Source organism: Acinetobacter sp. UBA801 (assembly GCA_002296655.1).
Classification (GTDB): domain Bacteria; phylum Pseudomonadota; class Gammaproteobacteria; order Pseudomonadales; family Moraxellaceae; genus Acinetobacter.
Genome location: DBIN01000035.1, coordinates 19,393 through 36,678 on the forward strand (window position 1 = coordinate 19,393; position 17,286 = coordinate 36,678).

A 17,286-nucleotide genomic window follows, 5' to 3' on the forward strand; every position below is an offset into this window, starting at 1 on the left:
AACTTAATCTTTATAACAGATTGGCATATATCTAAAATAAACTGTTATAGTTTTTAATGAATATTTTGTATCTACAGCAATGTATTAAAATTTTGCATAATCGGTATATTCCCCAAAATCTGGCTAGATTGGAGTTGATATGCAAGAAGATAACTCACGCAAACCACAGAAATATGCCGATAGCAGTATTTCAGACAAAGCATTTAAGCACATGATTATTTGGTTTACCGTGTACGTGGCTTTATTTTGTATTGGCGTAGCTGTAGTGATAAATTTAGATAAGTTATAACAGTCTCTTGAATAACAGGATCTCTAAATCGGCTCAAGATATGAAAGCATTCATTTGAATTTTGATGAATGCTTTTTTGTTGATAAAACGATCATCAAGGTATATCTGAAAAGCAATAAAGATCGCAAAAATAATAAAATAGGCGTAAATTAAAGCTTTATTTGTAAAGCATTTGTGGTTGTAATGATTTCGAGTTGGGTACTCTTTACTTTAATGGCTGCATTTATGCAGGCTTGGCGCAACGCCTTTCAAAAACAACTCAGCACAAGTGTCGATGTTTATGGCGTGACTTTGGCACGTTTTATTTTTGCCTTGCCTTTTGCACTGGCGTATTTAAGCATTTTACAATGGCAACAGCCTGTTCAAGCCGAACTACATTTTAGTTCGATGTTTTGGCTGTATATCATCATTGCAGCAGTGTGTCAGATTTTAGCCACGGCTTTAATGGTAAAACTGTTTCAACAAAAAAATTATGCAGTCGGTGTCGGTCTTGCCAAAAGTGAAGCAGTTTTAGCTGCAATTGTGGGCGTGATTTTCCTACAAGAACACTTAAGCGCACTGGCTTGGTTAGGCGTTGCGATTGGCGGCATTGCGGTATTTCTACTGAGTAAAGGCAGCCAACGTAGTGATTTTTCATTCAGGACTTTAGCCATTGGAATCGGCAGCGGACTCAGTTTTGCTGTTACGTCACTTTTAGTACGTGAGGCCAGTTTAGAACTCGAATTCTTACCGTTTATTCACCGTGCTGCATGGGTTTTGGTTTGGGTTATTGGTTTTCAATGCTGTATTTTATTGGCATATTTAGGCATATTTAGACGACATACCTTGTATGCCATGTGGCAGCGGGTGGGATTAACTTTTAAAGTGAGCGTCTGCAGTTTCTTAGCATCACTGGGTTGGTTTAGTGCCATGAGTATGCAAACTGTAGCGATTGTGAAAACACTCGGACAAATTGAAATATTATTCAGCTTACTTATTTCAGCCTATTTCTTTAAAGAAAAACTCGTCCGTACCGATCATTGGGGATTGGCATTGGTCGTGCTTGCAGCAATGCTGGTCATTTGGGCGTAGCGTTATATTTCACAGCTATGTAATTTCAAACTTATGTCATATGCGTTGCGCTTCATTAGAGAATCTCAGAAATATTAAAATAAAGATTCTCTATCCGTACAATCTCGTTAGAATACTCACAGCTTATCTTAGAGAATTGTCATGTCTAAACCACAGCAAAAGCAAAAAAACTCAGCCTTGGCAGAACTGATCGAAGAACAAAAACTGCTCTGTGAAGAGTTTGGTTCAGCCTATATTGCAGTGAGTGGCGATGATGTTATCGCAGTTGCAGTCCAAACCTTAAATAAAGACCCAATTGTGGGGTTGCGTAAAGCGCCAGAAGGTGAAGAAAAAGTCGCATGGTATATTTATGGCGGTGAATTGGGTGAAGATGAAGTGAACTTTGAAACCATGCCTGTGCGTGAGCTGCAAGATATTTTGCCCGATGTGCTTCCATACTTAGCTTTAGAGCAAGGTTACCGCTTTATGATTGATGCAGATGACTACGAAGATGTCTGGAAAGAAGGCGATGCGTCTTAAGCTTATGCGTATGCCAAGCATGGCAAAAATATCGGTGTGCATGATGCTTGGACTGCAAGGTCTGAGCGTAATGGCACAAGGTATTCAAGCACAGCAGTTGACACTTGAAGCATCATCTACACCTATTACAATCCAACACGCAGTCAATGGATTGACTCAAACGCAATATCAAGACTTATTAAATCAATACACGCAAATTGTGAATGACAGCAAAACAGTATTGGATGATCCTGCTAGCTCAGCAACAGCACAACAACAAAAACAGGCCTTTTGCGCACGCTATCACGCCTATAAAAATATTGCTGAAATTTCCGAACACAATCCAAGTTTGTATCCTGCACCTGTGATGTTAATGGTGGCAAAGCGTTATTTAGCACAGCAGCACAACAGTTTTACGGCTTCAGGGATGACCGAACAAGTTTTTTGTGCAGGTTCTACATCTAAATAGTGTGATCTGCCTGATAAGTAAATAGTAAATCTGAAGATACAGGCATATAAAACCCAAAAAATTGGGATTCCTTTTAAGCGGATTGTGAAGTCATACTTCATTTTTTATTCATTTTCATGCAAAACTGACTTTGCAAAGCCTGTAGAATCTTTTAATTTGAAGGTAGTGAACTGCAGGATAGGCGACATAGATGAAATGGGATGATATTGGCGAGCAGCCTTGTTCGATTGCACGAACTTTGTCTGTGATTGGTGATCGTTGGACGATGCTGATTATTCGTAATGCCTTTATGGGCATGCGTCGCTTTGATGATTTTCAACAACATTTGGGCGTCACGCGGCATGTATTGTCGGATCGTTTAAAGCGTCTGGTGGAACATGAAATTTTAGTCAAAGTACCTTATGTAGATCGTCAAGAACGTTTTGAATATATATTGACTGAAAAAGGCTTGGAGCTTTATCCTTTAATGCTATCTATGGCAAATTGGGCAGATAAATGGATGGATCAAGGTTTAGGTAAGCCTGTGAAATACATCCATAAAAATTGCGCTAAAACGTTTCAGCCTGTCGTGGTATGTTCAGAATGTGGCGAAGAACTGCATGCTAAACAGGTGAAGCCACATTTTACCTCAGTGTATTATCAGTACATCCAAGCACAGCAGAATTTAAAACAAGCTTAAATCAGTACCGTATTAACCAGCAGCAATTTGTCATAAGCAGTTCGCTGGTTTAGGAATACCCGCTAAACGGCTTAAATGACGCGCCACTAAACCTGTATTAAATTTTTCCTGCAAAACAGCATTGTTAATTTCTGGGCTTACAGTTTTCATTAAAAATTTAATTAAAGGGCGGGTTGCAGGTGAGTGTCCAAATTGCTGATAAAATTGGCGTACAGCGTGCAAAACTTCAAAATGCCAAGCCGTGAGTTCGAGTTCTAAACTTTGCGCCAGTTCTTGTGCCACTTGTTCATTCCAGACAGTGTAATCCAGCAAATGTCCATCTTGATCTAATTCTAGTGTCATCTCTTGTTTCATTCACCCTTAAAAATGCTTTGCATTGGTTTCATATCATCATGGTTTGCTATTTTAAGCTGATACAGCGCTGATGTGCTAAACACAGTGTTGCAAAAGTTGCATAATTAATCGGATGTACGTTTTTTGCCAAATGACCATTGAATATTTCTGCATCATTGTCCAGTACATATATTTTGTCTAGCTGTGCACAGAGTGGATGGTGTTGATGCAATACAGCATCCCCCATCAGTACAACGCTATCTTGCGGAGCGTACAGGGCATTTAGCTCAGCTAAAATTGTCGCGGTGCTATCAAAGCTCGCTTGGATTAAATATAAATTTGCGTCAGTCATGCTTTTCTCTTTAAATGTTTTAGAGATGGTCAAATGATCAATTAAACTGTTAAACCAGCGATCAGCTTACCAATATAAAACCCGATCAAAGGTTTGAATCAGCTCCCGATTCAGTTCCACCCATTCAATTTCATGTACCGTATTTTTGATAAACGGCGAGTTGACATGTTTATGTTCAATCAAAATTGGGCTGAGGTCGTAAAACTCAAAGCTATCGACCAAGTTGGATGCCACTTTAAAGGCATGTTTAAGTGAATCAAAAGCCAGTTCCGATTGTAATAGGCTTAATGCCGCATCTTGTAATAACACTTTGACTTCACAACCAAAAGTTGCCAGTACCATTGTTGCAGACAAGCTTTCATGCACTTGTAAGCTATTTAAATTGGCCTGACGTAAAACCACGAGTACAGTTTTCACACAATTTACCTTTTAAATGCAACAGATTTACAAAATGAATTGCTTAAAATTGAATCAGGCGTTCTGTGCTTTGCACTGCATCAGCCAGTTCGCCTAAGCCAACTAATTCAAAGCCTGCGGCTAAATTGTGTTGGCTCAGTTGATGGCGTTTGGCATTGTCCGCATCGCTAATACCTCGTGCCAGTGCTGCACTTACACATACGGGTAAACGAATAGACAATTTTTGCCATTCTGTTTTGAGGTTGCGTTGATCATCTGGTACCCATTGCAACTCATTCGCTACAGCAACGCCATCTTGATAAAAAAACACACGAAAAGCTTCACTTTTCTGTTGTAAGGCTTGAGCAAGACCTAGTGCATGCCATGCATGAATAGATGTTGGTGCGGAGGTTATTAATAATAAGGTGCTCATCAAAATTCACTAATGCAATGTGCCAAGGCGCATTTAGACTTTGTAAAAAAGGTAGTATAAATGATTTTAGTGACTGGTGGTTTAGGCTTTATAGGCTCACACATTGCATTAAGCCTAATGGCTCAAGGGCAAGAGGTCATTATTGTAGATAATTTATCCAATTCAAGTATGCAGACCTTAGAGCGACTTGAATATATTACAGGGCGTTATGTGCCTTTTGCCAAACTGGATGTAAGAAATACGCCTGCGCTGAACAAAGTCTTTGAGCAATATTCGATTACTGCAGTGGTGCATTGTGCAGGGTTTAAATCTTTAGAAGAGTCAGTGCTCAAACCGCTCGAATATTATAACGATAACATCAGTTGTATTATGAGTTTATTACGTTCTATGCAACGTACAGGTGTGCGTCGTTTGGTGCATCTTTCAAGTATAGCGGTCTATGGAAAGTCTGGATTGAATCTAGAAGAAAGCCAGAGCTTTAATTACACTTATCCTAATCCATATGTAAAATCTCAACAGATGGTCGAAGAAATCATCCGCGATACTTTCAGAACTGATCACGAATGGAATATTGCCATTTTACGCTTGAGTAATATTGCAGGGGCGTTTGAACACGGCATTTTAGGCGAAGTCGTTGCACCATTACCTAAAAATATTATTCCTTTGGCGATGCAAGTTGCAGTACAACAGCGTGAAGCAATTGAATTACGTCAGCAAGCCAATACTGCAGATCAAACCGCAGAACGCAGCTTTGTGCATGTACTAGATGTCTGTGAGGCTGTGATCGCAAGCCTGCATTGGTTATTCGAACAAACACATAGCTGTGAAGCCTTTAATATTGCAGGAGAAGTGGTGTCAATTCAGCAGTTACTTTCACGTATCACTGAAGTCACCGATGCGGAAATTGCTACAGTTCCTGCAATTCATTATGAATATCCTGAGTTGGATCAATTAGGTGCAGTCGTAGATAAGGCACAACAGTATTTACACTGGCAGCCAAAACGTATTTTGGGAAAAATGCTAGAGGATGAATGGCGTTTTTATCAAAATACGCTCAAGCATTAAAACTAGCGCGATACAACTCGTTGAAAGTCTATTCACGAAGCCTTATAGCTGAAACAAATACAACGTAACGGAATTATTGATAATAATTATCATTTACTTGATTGTCTGGTTTTTATAAGATCAATATGAGAATACATGACATCATAACGAAATCACGAAGGAATAAGGCTGAACATGCAAACACGTATTGAACATGACACTATGGGTGAAGTTGAAGTTCCGAATAATGCACTTTGGGGCGCGCAAACTCAGCGCAGCTTACAAAATTTTAAAATTGGTAATGAGCGTTTACCACGCGCCATGATTCGCGCGATGGGCTTAGTTAAAAAAGCTGCGGCAATCACTAATGCTAACTTAGGGCAAATCCCTCAAGAACTGGCGCAGTACATTGTTGGTGCGGCAGATGAGGTCATTGCAGGGCAGTGGGATAGTCAATTTCCTCTGGTGGTGTGGCAAACCGGTTCTGGGACGCAAAGTAACATGAACTGTAATGAAGTGATTGCCAATATTGCCAATCAGAAACTAGGTCATCCGTTAGGTGCACAAAAGCCTGTACATCCGAATGATCATGTCAACCGTGCCCAATCGACCAATGATTCTTTTCCAACAGCAATTCATGTTGCAGCGAGTTTGCAAATTAATGAACTGCTTATTCCTGCAGTAAAGGGTTTGCGTGATACGTTGCATGCCAAAAGCGAAGAGTTTTCTGAAATTGTCAAAATTGGACGTACACATTTGCAAGATGCGACACCATTAACTTTAGGGCAGGAATTTAGCGGTTATGTATCGCAGCTAGAGCATGGTTTAAAACGTTTGGAACAGGCTTTAACAGGCTTGTATGAATTGCCGCTTGGCGGTACAGCAGTCGGTACAGGCTTAAATGCACATCCTGATTATGCGGTACAGGCAGCGGAGCAATTGGCACAGCTTACAGGCTTAGCTTTTGTGACTGCACCCAATAAGTTTGAGGCTTTGGCGGGGCGTGATGCTGCAGTATTCGCTTCGGGCGCATTAAAAACTTTGGCGGTGAGTTTAAATAAAATTGCCAATGATATTCGTTGGTTAGCCAGCGGCCCACGTTGTGGTTTGGGTGAATTGAGAATTCCTGAAAATGAACCTGGTTCAAGTATTATGCCGGGCAAGGTTAATCCAACACAAAGCGAAGCAATGACCATGGTAGTTGCACAAGTGTTGGGTAATGACACCACAATTAACGTGGCAGGTGCATCGGGCAATTTTGAGCTAAATGTATTTATGCCAGTGATCGCATATAACTTATTGCAATCTATTCAACTCTTAGGTGATGCTTGCAATAGCTTTAATGAACATTGCGCCGTTGGCATTCAAGCAAACCGTGAAAAAATAGATCACTTTTTGCATGATTCACTCATGTTAGTCACTGCTTTGAATCCTGTAATTGGTTATGAGAATGCAGCGAAGGTAGCTAAAACGGCTTATAAGGAAAATAAAACCTTAAAGCAAGTTGCAGTAGAGCTGAATTTGGTCACAGCAGAGCAGTTTGATGAAGTGGTACGTCCAGAACAGATGATTGCGCCAAACACTAAATAGTCAGTTTAAGCATAGTTAAAGGTCTGTGTTTGTCTGCTTATGATGCGAGATAAACACAGACTTTGTTTATAAAAATCAGCGAAACTGTTGCAGATTAGTAAGGAGTAACCCGAACATTATTGATGTTAAGTCAAATTCATTTTATTTATAAATAGATATCGTGAAATAAGGAAATTAATATGAGCAATAACAATTCATCTAATCAAGAATCTAACCCTCAAAAAGAATCCAATCAGGATAAAGGTAAGCACGATCTTTATAAAAATACCGAGCCACAAAAAAAGCCAAATACAGAACCAGACCATCCGCTTAGGGAGCAAAAGTAAGTAGTTTGGTCTGAGTTTAAAACCAAATCGTAAGATAGTCGCAATTTGGCGGCTGTCTTATTTGTGGGGCTTTAGCTGAAGTACAAGCAACAACACACAGCATTGAATAAATTATGATTATTGATAAAATGCATCTCCCTTGTTGTTTAGGTGTTTGCTTATTACGCCGTAAATAACAATTTTTAGAATTTAAGGTTTTATTCAATGCTCTCAATATATTTAACAGATGTTCAGCAACACGTGCAATTTAAAGATTACCCTGGTGAGCAGCCTGTTAAATTCATCTTGAATTTTAAAAAGATTTTCCCGAGTGTGATGGAGCTTTTACTGCCTGTATTGCCTGAAAATGAAAATCTTGAAGAAATGACGTGGGAATCGACCACTGCAGATTTAGAATTGTTTAAATTACTGCTCAGTGGGTGGGGTGTGATTGAATTACGTTTAAATGCGCTCAGTCAGTTCAAGGGCAAGACATTTGCAGATCAGTTAGTGAAACAAGCCCAACAAAAACGTAAAGACTTCGCCAAAGCACAGCAACAATTACAAACTGTAGAGCTAGATTACTTATTTATGCATGAAACACATGCTTTAATTGATGCTGAATTGGTAGAGGTAGGTGAGAAATTCTATTTGCCAATTTTGCGCGATTTATGGAAAGGCAAAGTATCTACAAAAGTAGTAGAAGCAAAGTTTTAATAACAAACCCATATTAAAAAGCTGCTTCGGCAGCTTTTATTTTTTTATAGAATCATACAAGACGATTAGCATCCACTTGCGAATTTAAGATTAACCCAAAATAGCCTAAGCAAAAATTTTAGAAATTTCCTCTCTTAAGAAATAATGCCTTGAATTTTCCTGTAAATCTTTATGCCAATACATCCCCATATTAATTACAGGCAAGTCTACAGGCACATCAAAAATATTCAATTTTTGGCTCATATTCAAATGCTTTAAAATCATTTTAGGAATAGTTAGTATGGCTTGAGGATGCAGCTGTAAAATCTGTAACGCCGTAGAATAGTGCTGACAACGTAAAAAAACCTGTCGTGATAATTGTTTTTGATGCAAATAAATATCTTCAAGCAACATACCTGTACGGCGCGATGAAACCCCAATGTGCGCAGACGATAAATACAGTTCCGTCGTCATTTCATTTAATTGGCTACACACTACAAATTGATCTTGTACCAAAGATTGATATTGGATTTTATCGCCAAAGTTTTGTTCTAAATCAATGACAAAATCAATTTGCTGGGCAGCCAAATCTGCCAAAACTGTTTTACGCTCTAATTTGTGGCTAAAGAACTGAATATCTAGGTTCAGGTTTTGAAAATGCGCCACCAATTTAGGGAAAATAATCGGTTCAATTTCATCATGCACAGCAATTTTAAGTGATTGCAGCATATTGGGTTCAAACTGCTGTTTTTGTACCGCAATACTTTGAATGGCCAACAAGGCATTTTTTATGGTGGGATAAATTTGTTCGGCAAAAGGAGTAGGCAACATTTTATTGCCATTACGCACCAGTAAATCATCCTGTAAATGCTGTCTTAAACGTTGCAAGGCATGACTGGCAGCAGATTGGCTGATACACAAAATTTGTGCTGCTTTGGAAATACTGCGCTGCTCATAAATTGCAACAAACATCGGGTATAAATTAATGTCTAAGCGATGAAAAGCAGCAAGATCAACTTTCGCATTATTATGAATATGATTCATAGTGTTTTATTGAATTAAATCATTTTGTTCATATTAGTTTTCAAGTTAAGGTGTTGTAAAGCAATGAATACAATATTTTAAGGGATTTGAACCATGTTTGAGCTATCTGCACGCGCCAAAGACTATATAGAACGTACCAAAGCCTTTATTGCCCAAGAAATTGAGCCAATTGAAGCTGAATTTTGGGCAGAAGTCCATGAGCTAAATCAGGGGGGGGATTGGACCAAATGGCAATGGCCATCACAATTAGAACAACTAAAAGCCAAAGCCAAAGCTGCTGGCTTGTGGAATATGTTTTTACCATGTCCAAAATTGGGACAGGGCTTGTCGGTACAAGAATATGCACACATAGCAGAACTCAGTGGTCGCAGTTTAATTGCGCCAACGGTTTTCAACTGTAATGCACCCGACAGCGGCAACATGGAAGTTTTATGGCGCTATGGTTCTGAAGCACAAAAGGCAGAATGGCTGACACCGCTGCTTGAAGGTAAAATTCGTTCTGTGTTTTGTATGACTGAACCTACAGTGGCTTCAAGTGATGCGACCAATATGCAGGCAACAGCAGTCGTAGACGGCGATGAAATTGTCTTGAATGGTCGTAAATGGTGGTCTTCAGGTTTAGGCGATCCAAATGCCAAAATTATTATTTTTATGGCGCATACACCCGATGAAACCAAAGACCGTCATCATCAACACTCTATGGTTTTAGTCCCTGTGGATACTGCGGGCGTTAAAATTCAACGCATGTTACCTGTATTTGGTGATTACGACGCCCCACACGGTCATGGCGAAGTCAGTTTTGATAACGTGCGTGTGCCTGTTGCCAACTTTATTGGCGGTGCAGGACAAGGTTTTGAAATTGCACAAGGTCGTTTAGGTCCGGGGCGTATTCACCATTGTATGCGTTGTATTGGTGCAGCCGAAAAATCTTTAGAATTGATGATCGATCGCGGCATGAGCCGTACCGCATTTGGTAAGGAAATTTTAAAACTTGGTGGTAATTTGGAGCGTGTAGCGGAAGCACGTGTGGCGATTGACCAAGCACGTTTATTAACTCTCTATGCAGCCTATAAAATGGATACTTTAGGCAATATGGCAGCACTTACCGAAATTTCTGCCATTAAAGTGGTTGCACCAAGTGTCTTGGAAAAAGTAGTTGATATGGCGATGCAGATTCATGGTGGGGCAGGCGTGTCTAGAGATACACCGTTGACCGCTTTCTTTGCTCAAGCCCGTAGTTTACGCCTTGCCGATGGGCCAGATGAAGTACACAAAGGCATGATTGCTAAACTTGAGTTGGCAAAACGTGGTTATCGTAGCAGTCGTAAAAATTAAGTGAGTTGCGAAGTTTTATTGTGTCACTTGATCGTGGGTATTGGGCAATATTTTTGATATTGCCAATACACCTTAAGAGAACACAGAAAACTATGCTAGATTAAAAAAAATGGAAAATTAGGGAAAAATAATGTCAGTTATTGATGTAGGCGGCACAGTACGTGAAGGCGAAGAACTCGATATTCAGGCAGTGACAGCATGGTTAAAACAACAAAATGTGGATGTCGTTGAACCTGTACAAGTCACACAATATTCAGGCGGTGCATCGAACTGGACATATCGCCTCAAGTACAGCAATGCTGATTTAATTTTACGTCGTCCGCCTAAAGGTACTAAAGCTAAATCTGCACACGACATGGCACGTGAATATCATGTGCAAAAGAACTTAGCCCCGTTTTATCCTGTATTACCTGAAATGGTAGCGCTGTGTCAGGATGAAGCTGTAATTGGCTGTGATTTTTACGTGATGAAACGTATTGAAGGCATTATCCCTCGTGCAAAATTACCACCTGAGCTTAATTTTAGCGAAGCCCAAGTGCATGAACTTTGTGTGAATGTTATTGATAAACTCATTGAACTGCATCAAGTGCCTTATGTAGGAACTGAGCTGGAAAAATTAGGCAAGGGTGATGGCTATTGCCGACGTCAGGTAGAAGGTTGGGATGCACGCTATGCTAAAGCGCATACCATTAACGTTCCATCTTTTAAATACGTGCGTAAATGGTTGTTAGACCATATTCCTGCAGATTCTAAAACCTGCATTATTCATAATGATTGGCGTTTTGATAATGTGATTTTGGACCCGAAACATCCGACTCAAGTGATTGGCGTTTTGGATTGGGAAATGGCAACACTGGGCGATCCACTCATGGATTTAGGCTCAGCTTTGGCATATTGGGTTGAAGATACCGATAACCAAATTTTTAAAGCGACTCGTCGTCAACCGACGCATTTAAAAGGCATGTTCACACGTCAGCAAGTAGTAGATTATTATTTACAAAAAACAGGCTTGAACACTGATAATTGTACATTCTATGAAGTATTTGGAATTTTCCGTTTAGCGGTGATCGCCCAGCAAATTTACTATCGTTATTTCCATAAACAAACCAATAATCCTGCATTTAAGGATTTTTGGATTGTCATTCATGCTTTGCATATGCGTGCCTTAAAGTTAATTGGCTTGCAAAAATTAGAAGCAAATGAACTGGCGCAAAAATACATCGCTAAATTTAAGGAACTCATGCCGAAATGACCACTATTTATTTAATTCGTCATGGGCAAGCATCTTTTGGGGCTGAAAGTTATGACCAACTTTCGCCCAATGGTGAATTACAAGCCAAATTGCTCGGCCGTTATTTTGATCGTATTTTAAAAGAAGCACCTCATGCAGTAGCTGGTTCAATGCAGCGTCATCAGCAAACTGCTCAACTGGCTTTGGCAGAATGTTTTCCTGAGGTCGAAATTCATACCGACAGTGCATGGAATGAGTTTAATCATCAACAGGTTTTCGCGCAGTATGAACCGCGTTTTAATCAACCTGAATTGATGAAAGAAGATGTCGCCAAAGAGGTTAATCCTCGTGCATATTTGGCAAAAATCTTTGAAGGTGCGATAGAACGCTGGACAGGCGGTGAATATCACCACGAATATGAAGAATCTTGGCCGCATTTTAAACAGCGTGTCGAAGATGCATTGCAGCATTTATGCGATGATTTAGCCCAAAAACAACCACGATATGCTGTGGTATTTACTTCTGGTGGTGTGATTTCTGTGGCTGCAGGTAAAATTTTAGGCTTAACGCCTAATAAAACCTTTGCATTGAACTGGGCAATTACCAACTCAAGTATCACCACTTTACGTTTGGTCGGCAGTGAACCGCAATTGTTAAGCTTGAATGAACATCATTTTATTAAAGCTGAAAACTCAAATTTATTGACTTGGATTTAAGGATCAAACCATGACAAAAACAATTCTAATTACAGGTGCAAGTTCGGGTATTGGTGCGGGTATGGCACGTGAATTTGCTCAAATGGGTTATAACCTTGCAATTTGCGCCCGACGTTTAGAGCGTTTAGAAACACTGAAACAAGAACTGGAAAGCCAGTTTGGTATTCGTGTCATTGCAAAAACGCTAGATGTCACCAATTATGATCAGGTGTTTTTGGTGTTTCGTGAATTTAAACTAGATTTTGGACAGATTGACCGTATTATTGTCAATGCAGGTGTGGGCGAAGGGCGCCGCATTGGTAAAGGTAATTTTGCCATCAATAAAGCCACAGTTGAAACCAACTTTATTTCAGCTTTGGCGCAGTGTGAAGCAGCGGTTGAAATTTTCCGTGAGCAAAACTCAGGGCATTTGGTGATGATTTCATCCATGAGCGCTATTCGTGGGATGCCAAAACATCTTACTGCTTACGGCGCAAGTAAAGCTGCGGTGGCACATTTGGCAGAAGGGATTCGTGCAGAATTAATTGATACACCTATTCAAGTTACGACTATTTTTCCAGGTTATATTCGCACAGAAATCAACGAAGGTGCCAAAAAACTGCCTTTTGAAGTTGATGAAAAAACAGGTTCTCGCTTACTTGCAGCAGAAATTGAAAAAGCTCCAATTAAAGCCTATGTACCCAAATGGCCATGGTTGCCACTAGGATTAGCTATGAAAGTTTTACCATTAAAATTGGTCAATAAGCTCGGCTAAATCGCAGTAATCATAGTATTGAATAGCATCCTGACATTTAAAGCTGATGATGAATGAAAGCACTTTAAATGACAAGATGCTATTTTTTATTTAAGTATCTACTTTTATTTAGGTTTTAAATTTTTTTCGGTTTTTATATTTAAGAGCGAACTGTGATGTGGCTTAGAACAGCAACCCTTGCTTTATTTCCTGCCTTATTGATTCAGGGAAATCGCGTTAAAAAGAACACGATTCGATTGTCAGAAGCCGAAGGAGCACGTGACGGAATTACAGGGCAAGGGCAAACGCTATCATTATTGATTTTAGGTGATTCTGCCGCTGCAGGCGTTGGGGTGGCACATCAAAATGATGCACTATTGGGCGCGGTGGTTTCTGCTTTGCAACATCAGTATCAAGTACATTGGCGTTTAGAAGCACAGTCTGGAGATACGACCTCACAAGTCATTCAAAAGACCCAAAAAATGGTAAATCAAAAATATGATGTCGTGGTTACTTCTGTGGGTGTCAATGATGTGACTCGCTTAATGTCAGCACGGACTTGGATTAAACAACAGCAACAATTTTATCAACTTATACAAGCGAAATTCCAACCTGAATTAATCATCGCTACGGGCGTTCCACCGATGCATTTATTTCCTGCATTACCCAATCCATTGTCTTGGCTATTTGGGCAATATGCGAAACAAATGAACTTACAATTAGAAAAAATAGTTTCAAAACAAAAAGATATGCAATGGATTGAATATGATATTCAAAAATATCAATCCATGAATTTAGAAATGGCAAAAGATGGTTTTCACCCAAGTAAAGAAATTTACCAAATTTGGGGCAAAGAAGTCGCGGACAGGATTTTAGAACGGTTTTAGGTAGAATTATTGTGACCTAAGATGTAAAAACTACTTTTGTTCTCCATTCATTTATTTTTAGTAGGCTATTTTGCTAAACGCAGATTCAAATCACTAATGCCCGCAGCACACCCCAACGAGCTATAGACAGATACAGAGTTAGGATGTGAACCATGATATCGCTCGTTATTTTATTTGGTGAGGTTGTACCCGATTTTGATACTGTACTAAAAAATAGAGCATGGGTTGGGTTTAAATTTGGCTGTAACACATAAAAATACTTCTGCGCAAAAAAATCATATTGTGAAAATTTTGTGAATTGGATTTTTCAGCAAAATAAATAAACCAAGATGATTACACTTTTTAGCTAAAATATAAACGATGATGAACTCACTTTGCAGCAAAGGCTTAATTTATAAATGACTGATTCTGTCATAGAAACCCATCCACTAAAACCCTTTTTACCCACCAATGCTAAGCTGTTAATGCTAGGTAGTTTTCCACCACCTAAAAGCCGCTGGAAAATGGATTTTTATTATCCGAATTATCAAAATGATATGTGGCGAATTTTCGGATTATGTTTTTTTCAGGATAAAAACTACTTTTTAAATGTAGAAGCTAAAAGTTTTCATCTTCATAAAATTATTGATTTTTTAAACACTACAGGTATAGCTATTTCAGATACGGCACAGCAGGTGATTCGCTTAAAAGGCAATGCATCAGACAAATTTTTACAGATTGAAAAACCAATGGATATTGCCGCACTTTTAAGCAATATGCCTTTGTGTCAAAGCATTATAACCACGGGCGACAAGGCAACAGATACACTTATGTTATCCATGCCTGAAACTGCCAAAAAACCTCAAATTGGGCAGGCGACTCATTGTTATTTTGCCAATCGTGATTTGCATTTATATCGGATGCCTTCATCTTCACGAGCCTATCCGTTGGCTTTAGAGAAAAAAGCAGACGCGTATTTTAACTTATTTAAAGAAATAGGCTTACTATAAGAAACACTGAAGTAATTATGGGAAAGAAATATGTTTCAATCAACTCATGCATATCTAATGTCATTACATCATCCATTCAATTGGGAATAATGACACTGTTTTCATTATAAATCGTTGAAATGGTGTAGTTTCAGGATCATGGTGATAGGTTTGAATACTGCCATTTGCCTGATGATCTAACCAAATAATTTGACCGTTTTTATCTAATTTTAGTTCATACGCAATTTGTGGCAAATAACGATCTAAAGACTTGAAAACATCATCTTGTAATTGTTCAGATTCTAACACCAAGCCAACTTCGGTATTTAAGTAGGCAGAACGAGGATCAAGGTTAAAAGAGCCTACAAAGACCATACCATCTATATCAAAGAATTTGGCATGTAAACTTGAGGCATTTTTGCCTTTTGCGGGAATTACGTTACCCGTTGCAACTTCATACCAAGTACGTTTTTTTCGCTCAATATAAGGCTTAAACTCATATAAACGAATGCCTGATTTAAGTAAATCTACGCGGTACTGCTGATAAAATGCATGTACCAAAGGCACATCATTGGCTAAAAATGAATTGGTCAATACACGTATCTGTATTCCTTTTTCAGCCAGTTGAGTAAGTGTTTTTAGCCCATCTTCCGTTGGAACAAAATAGGCAGAAACCAGTTCCAGATGTTGTTTTGGTTCACCCATTAACTTTAACATTTGTTTATAAATCAGTTGCTCGCCTTGTGCTGTACCTCGAATTTTATTTGGCGAATCTGCCACAAAATACGCTCGTACCCACTGTACAGGTCTTCGGTCTAATTTGATGCTGATTTCTTCTTGTGCATTAGCCACACGTTCACGAATTTTATCTTTATATTTGTCATTTAATTCATAGCGATGACGTAATTCACGCAATTGCAACGCGTTTCCTGTGCCTAATAATTGCTTTACCGAATAGCTTAGTTCGTCATTCCAAAACTCTAAAAACACGGCATTAGCTTGGGGAACAGTACTGCCATAGAATAGAATATCCATATCTGTAAATTGAAAATTTTCACTGGCATCAAAATATTCACGGCTAATATTACGCCCACCTGTCACGGCAATCGCCCCATCGGCAATAATTAGTTTATTGTGCATACGGCGGTTGATTTGTTTAAAACGAAACAAATAATCCATCACACGAAAATGCCGATATTTGTACGGATTGAAAATTTTTATTTCAAAATTAGGATGCTGAGCAAGCCGTTTTAAGGTTGGATCAAGTTGCGTACCATTCTGATCGTCAATTAATAAACGAACTTTTACACCACGATCTGCTGCTTTGAGCAGTTCAGCCAACATCAACTGACCGATTAAATCATTTTCCCAAATGTAATATTGTAAATCTAAATGGTGCTGTGCTTTTTGAATCAAATATAAACGCGAGGCGATGCTACTAAAGGCATCATTTAGAGAAAGATAAGCCGTTAAATTTTTAGCTAAGTGCGCATCAATTTCCTGACCATTCAGCCAATGATCTACATAAGGTGCAACAGGGCTATCCTTGCTCGCTTGATTCATCGGTAAACTGCATCCTGTCAGTAAAATAGCGTAAAAAGCGAACATTCCAAGCCAGTAATAAGATCTTTGGATTTTCATGATTATTCTTATGTCATTCTGTATTTATACATGGAGATTATCCTCATGTTAATGCTTTAAACTCTGAATATAAAGAGGATATTGTTAGACCTCTATTAATGTGTTTTTTAGGGATAATTTGCTCATGAAATCACGCGCAGCCGTCGCATTCGGCCTACGTTAGCCGCTTGAAAATGTTGAAATAGATGTTGTACCACCGTACGCTGAAGTAGTCTTGGTCAAAATTACCCACATAGGGCTATGCTATACCGATGCATTTATCTTATCGGGTGAAAACCCTGAAGGGGATTGTTCCTGCAGTTCTTGGGTGCAGGTATTATGGTGGAAGTTGGTGAAGCTGTGACCAGTCATGAGTAGTACGCTTAAATAAAGACACAACAAAAACCAAGCTTCTGCTTGGTTTTTTTTTAATCTCAGATTTGCTAAAGACCGTAGATAAATTTTGCTTATTTTTTGATAAATACTAGGACTTACGCACTATCATTTATAGTTTCTCTGTGGTAGCAGATGATTTTTATCGAGAATAAAGTCATCAATGAAGTCTTTGATGATTGGTCTAAATAATTTCTTCTGCCA

Annotated in this window: 21 protein-coding genes and 1 pseudogene; 16 read left to right on the plus strand and 6 right to left on the minus strand. The window is 39.0% G+C overall.

The annotated features are described in order from the left end of the window. The first annotated feature begins 139 nt into the window (after positions 1-139). From B2W49_RS07025 to B2W49_RS07045, 5 genes are all read left to right on the plus strand, one after another. Positions 140-289: a hypothetical protein gene (locus tag B2W49_RS07025; protein WP_019837564.1), complete on the plus strand. Its 150-nt coding sequence runs from the start codon at positions 140-142 to the stop codon at positions 287-289. A 183-nt stretch (positions 290-472) separates the two neighbouring features. Beyond that, positions 473-1,360 (plus strand): DMT family transporter, encoded by an 888-nt coding sequence (locus B2W49_RS07030; RefSeq protein ID WP_291337727.1) that lies wholly within the window; start codon positions 473-475, stop codon positions 1,358-1,360. Between the two features lie 141 nt (positions 1,361-1,501). Beyond that, positions 1,502-1,879, plus strand: a complete 378-nt coding sequence (locus B2W49_RS07035; RefSeq protein ID WP_291337729.1) for an immunity protein Imm33 domain-containing protein — start codon at positions 1,502-1,504, stop codon at positions 1,877-1,879. Further along, positions 1,869-2,327: a hypothetical protein gene (locus tag B2W49_RS07040; RefSeq protein ID WP_291337731.1), complete on the plus strand. Its 459-nt coding sequence runs from the start codon at positions 1,869-1,871 to the stop codon at positions 2,325-2,327. Before B2W49_RS07035 ends, B2W49_RS07040 begins: the two co-directional genes overlap by 11 nt. A gap of 190 nt (positions 2,328-2,517) precedes the next feature. Continuing rightward, positions 2,518-3,006 (plus strand): winged helix-turn-helix transcriptional regulator, encoded by a 489-nt coding sequence (locus tag B2W49_RS07045; RefSeq protein WP_291337732.1) that lies wholly within the window; start codon positions 2,518-2,520, stop codon positions 3,004-3,006. A 30-nt stretch (positions 3,007-3,036) separates the two neighbouring features. On the opposite strand, the gene B2W49_RS07050 is transcribed toward B2W49_RS07045, so the two are convergent. The 4 genes from B2W49_RS07050 to tusD form a co-directional block, all read right to left on the minus strand. Beyond that, positions 3,037-3,348, minus strand: coding sequence for a TusE/DsrC/DsvC family sulfur relay protein (locus tag B2W49_RS07050; protein WP_026438386.1), 312 nt, complete (start codon positions 3,346-3,348; stop codon positions 3,037-3,039). 58 nt (positions 3,349-3,406) lie between these two features. Beyond that, complete coding sequence (locus tag B2W49_RS07055; RefSeq protein ID WP_291337735.1) at positions 3,407-3,691, minus strand: DsrH/TusB family sulfur metabolism protein; 285 nt, start codon at positions 3,689-3,691, stop codon at positions 3,407-3,409. Between the two features lie 66 nt (positions 3,692-3,757). Beyond that, positions 3,758-4,108, minus strand: coding sequence for a hypothetical protein (locus B2W49_RS07060; RefSeq protein WP_291337737.1), 351 nt, complete (start codon positions 4,106-4,108; stop codon positions 3,758-3,760). A 43-nt stretch (positions 4,109-4,151) separates the two neighbouring features. Further along, entirely contained in the window at positions 4,152-4,520 is a 369-nt protein-coding gene (gene tusD / locus B2W49_RS07065; protein WP_291337740.1) for a sulfurtransferase complex subunit TusD, read from the minus strand. Between the two features lie 60 nt (positions 4,521-4,580). On the opposite strand from tusD, the gene B2W49_RS07070 reads away from it, so the two are divergent. From B2W49_RS07070 to B2W49_RS07085, 4 genes are all read left to right on the plus strand, one after another. Next, positions 4,581-5,585, plus strand: a complete 1,005-nt coding sequence (locus B2W49_RS07070) for an SDR family NAD(P)-dependent oxidoreductase (protein ID WP_291337742.1) — start codon at positions 4,581-4,583, stop codon at positions 5,583-5,585. A 174-nt stretch (positions 5,586-5,759) separates the two neighbouring features. After that, positions 5,760-7,154 carry a class II fumarate hydratase gene (gene fumC, locus B2W49_RS07075; protein WP_291337744.1) on the plus strand — a complete coding sequence of 465 codons (1,395 nt, stop codon included), beginning with the start codon at positions 5,760-5,762 and terminating at the stop codon, positions 7,152-7,154. Positions 7,155-7,333: 179 nt separating this feature from the next. Beyond that, positions 7,334-7,480: a hypothetical protein gene (locus B2W49_RS07080; RefSeq protein WP_291337747.1), complete on the plus strand. Its 147-nt coding sequence runs from the start codon at positions 7,334-7,336 to the stop codon at positions 7,478-7,480. 204 nt (positions 7,481-7,684) lie between these two features. Further along, on the plus strand, positions 7,685-8,176 hold the full coding sequence (locus tag B2W49_RS07085) for a hypothetical protein (RefSeq protein WP_291337749.1): 492 nt from the start codon (positions 7,685-7,687) through the stop codon (positions 8,174-8,176). A 105-nt stretch (positions 8,177-8,281) separates the two neighbouring features. Here B2W49_RS07085 and B2W49_RS07090 read toward each other — a convergent pair whose 3' ends face one another. Beyond that, entirely contained in the window at positions 8,282-9,199 is a 918-nt protein-coding gene (locus B2W49_RS07090) for a LysR family transcriptional regulator (protein ID WP_291337751.1), read from the minus strand. A 93-nt stretch (positions 9,200-9,292) separates the two neighbouring features. On the opposite strand from B2W49_RS07090, the gene B2W49_RS07095 reads away from it, so the two are divergent. The 6 genes from B2W49_RS07095 (at position 9,293) to B2W49_RS07120 (ending at position 15,090) form a co-directional block, all read left to right on the plus strand. Beyond that, positions 9,293-10,534, plus strand: a complete 1,242-nt coding sequence (locus tag B2W49_RS07095) for an acyl-CoA dehydrogenase family protein (protein WP_291337752.1) — start codon at positions 9,293-9,295, stop codon at positions 10,532-10,534. 130 nt (positions 10,535-10,664) lie between these two features. After that, on the plus strand, positions 10,665-11,786 hold the full coding sequence (locus B2W49_RS07100; RefSeq protein WP_291337754.1) for a phosphotransferase family protein: 1,122 nt from the start codon (positions 10,665-10,667) through the stop codon (positions 11,784-11,786). Then, a complete protein-coding gene (locus B2W49_RS07105; RefSeq protein WP_291337756.1) occupies positions 11,783-12,481 on the plus strand; it encodes a histidine phosphatase family protein in 699 nt (232 codons plus the stop codon). Before B2W49_RS07100 ends, B2W49_RS07105 begins: the two co-directional genes overlap by 4 nt. Before the next feature lie 10 nt (positions 12,482-12,491). Beyond that, positions 12,492-13,235 carry an SDR family oxidoreductase gene (locus B2W49_RS07110; RefSeq protein ID WP_291337758.1) on the plus strand — a complete coding sequence of 248 codons (744 nt, stop codon included), beginning with the start codon at positions 12,492-12,494 and terminating at the stop codon, positions 13,233-13,235. 155 nt (positions 13,236-13,390) lie between these two features. Next, complete coding sequence (locus tag B2W49_RS07115; protein ID WP_291337766.1) at positions 13,391-14,101, plus strand: SGNH/GDSL hydrolase family protein; 711 nt, start codon at positions 13,391-13,393, stop codon at positions 14,099-14,101. A 398-nt stretch (positions 14,102-14,499) separates the two neighbouring features. Further along, entirely contained in the window at positions 14,500-15,090 is a 591-nt protein-coding gene (locus tag B2W49_RS07120; protein ID WP_291337760.1) for a uracil-DNA glycosylase family protein, read from the plus strand. A gap of 63 nt (positions 15,091-15,153) precedes the next feature. On the opposite strand, the gene B2W49_RS07125 is transcribed toward B2W49_RS07120, so the two are convergent. Beyond that, positions 15,154-16,677 carry a phospholipase D family protein gene (locus B2W49_RS07125; protein ID WP_414630586.1) on the minus strand — a complete coding sequence of 508 codons (1,524 nt, stop codon included), beginning with the start codon at positions 16,675-16,677 and terminating at the stop codon, positions 15,154-15,156. Between the two features lie 214 nt (positions 16,678-16,891). Here B2W49_RS07125 and B2W49_RS07130 point away from each other — a divergent pair. Then, a pseudogene (locus B2W49_RS07130) lies at positions 16,892-17,058 on the plus strand (S-(hydroxymethyl)glutathione dehydrogenase); the annotation flags it as partial. Positions 17,059-17,286 lie beyond the last annotated feature (228 nt).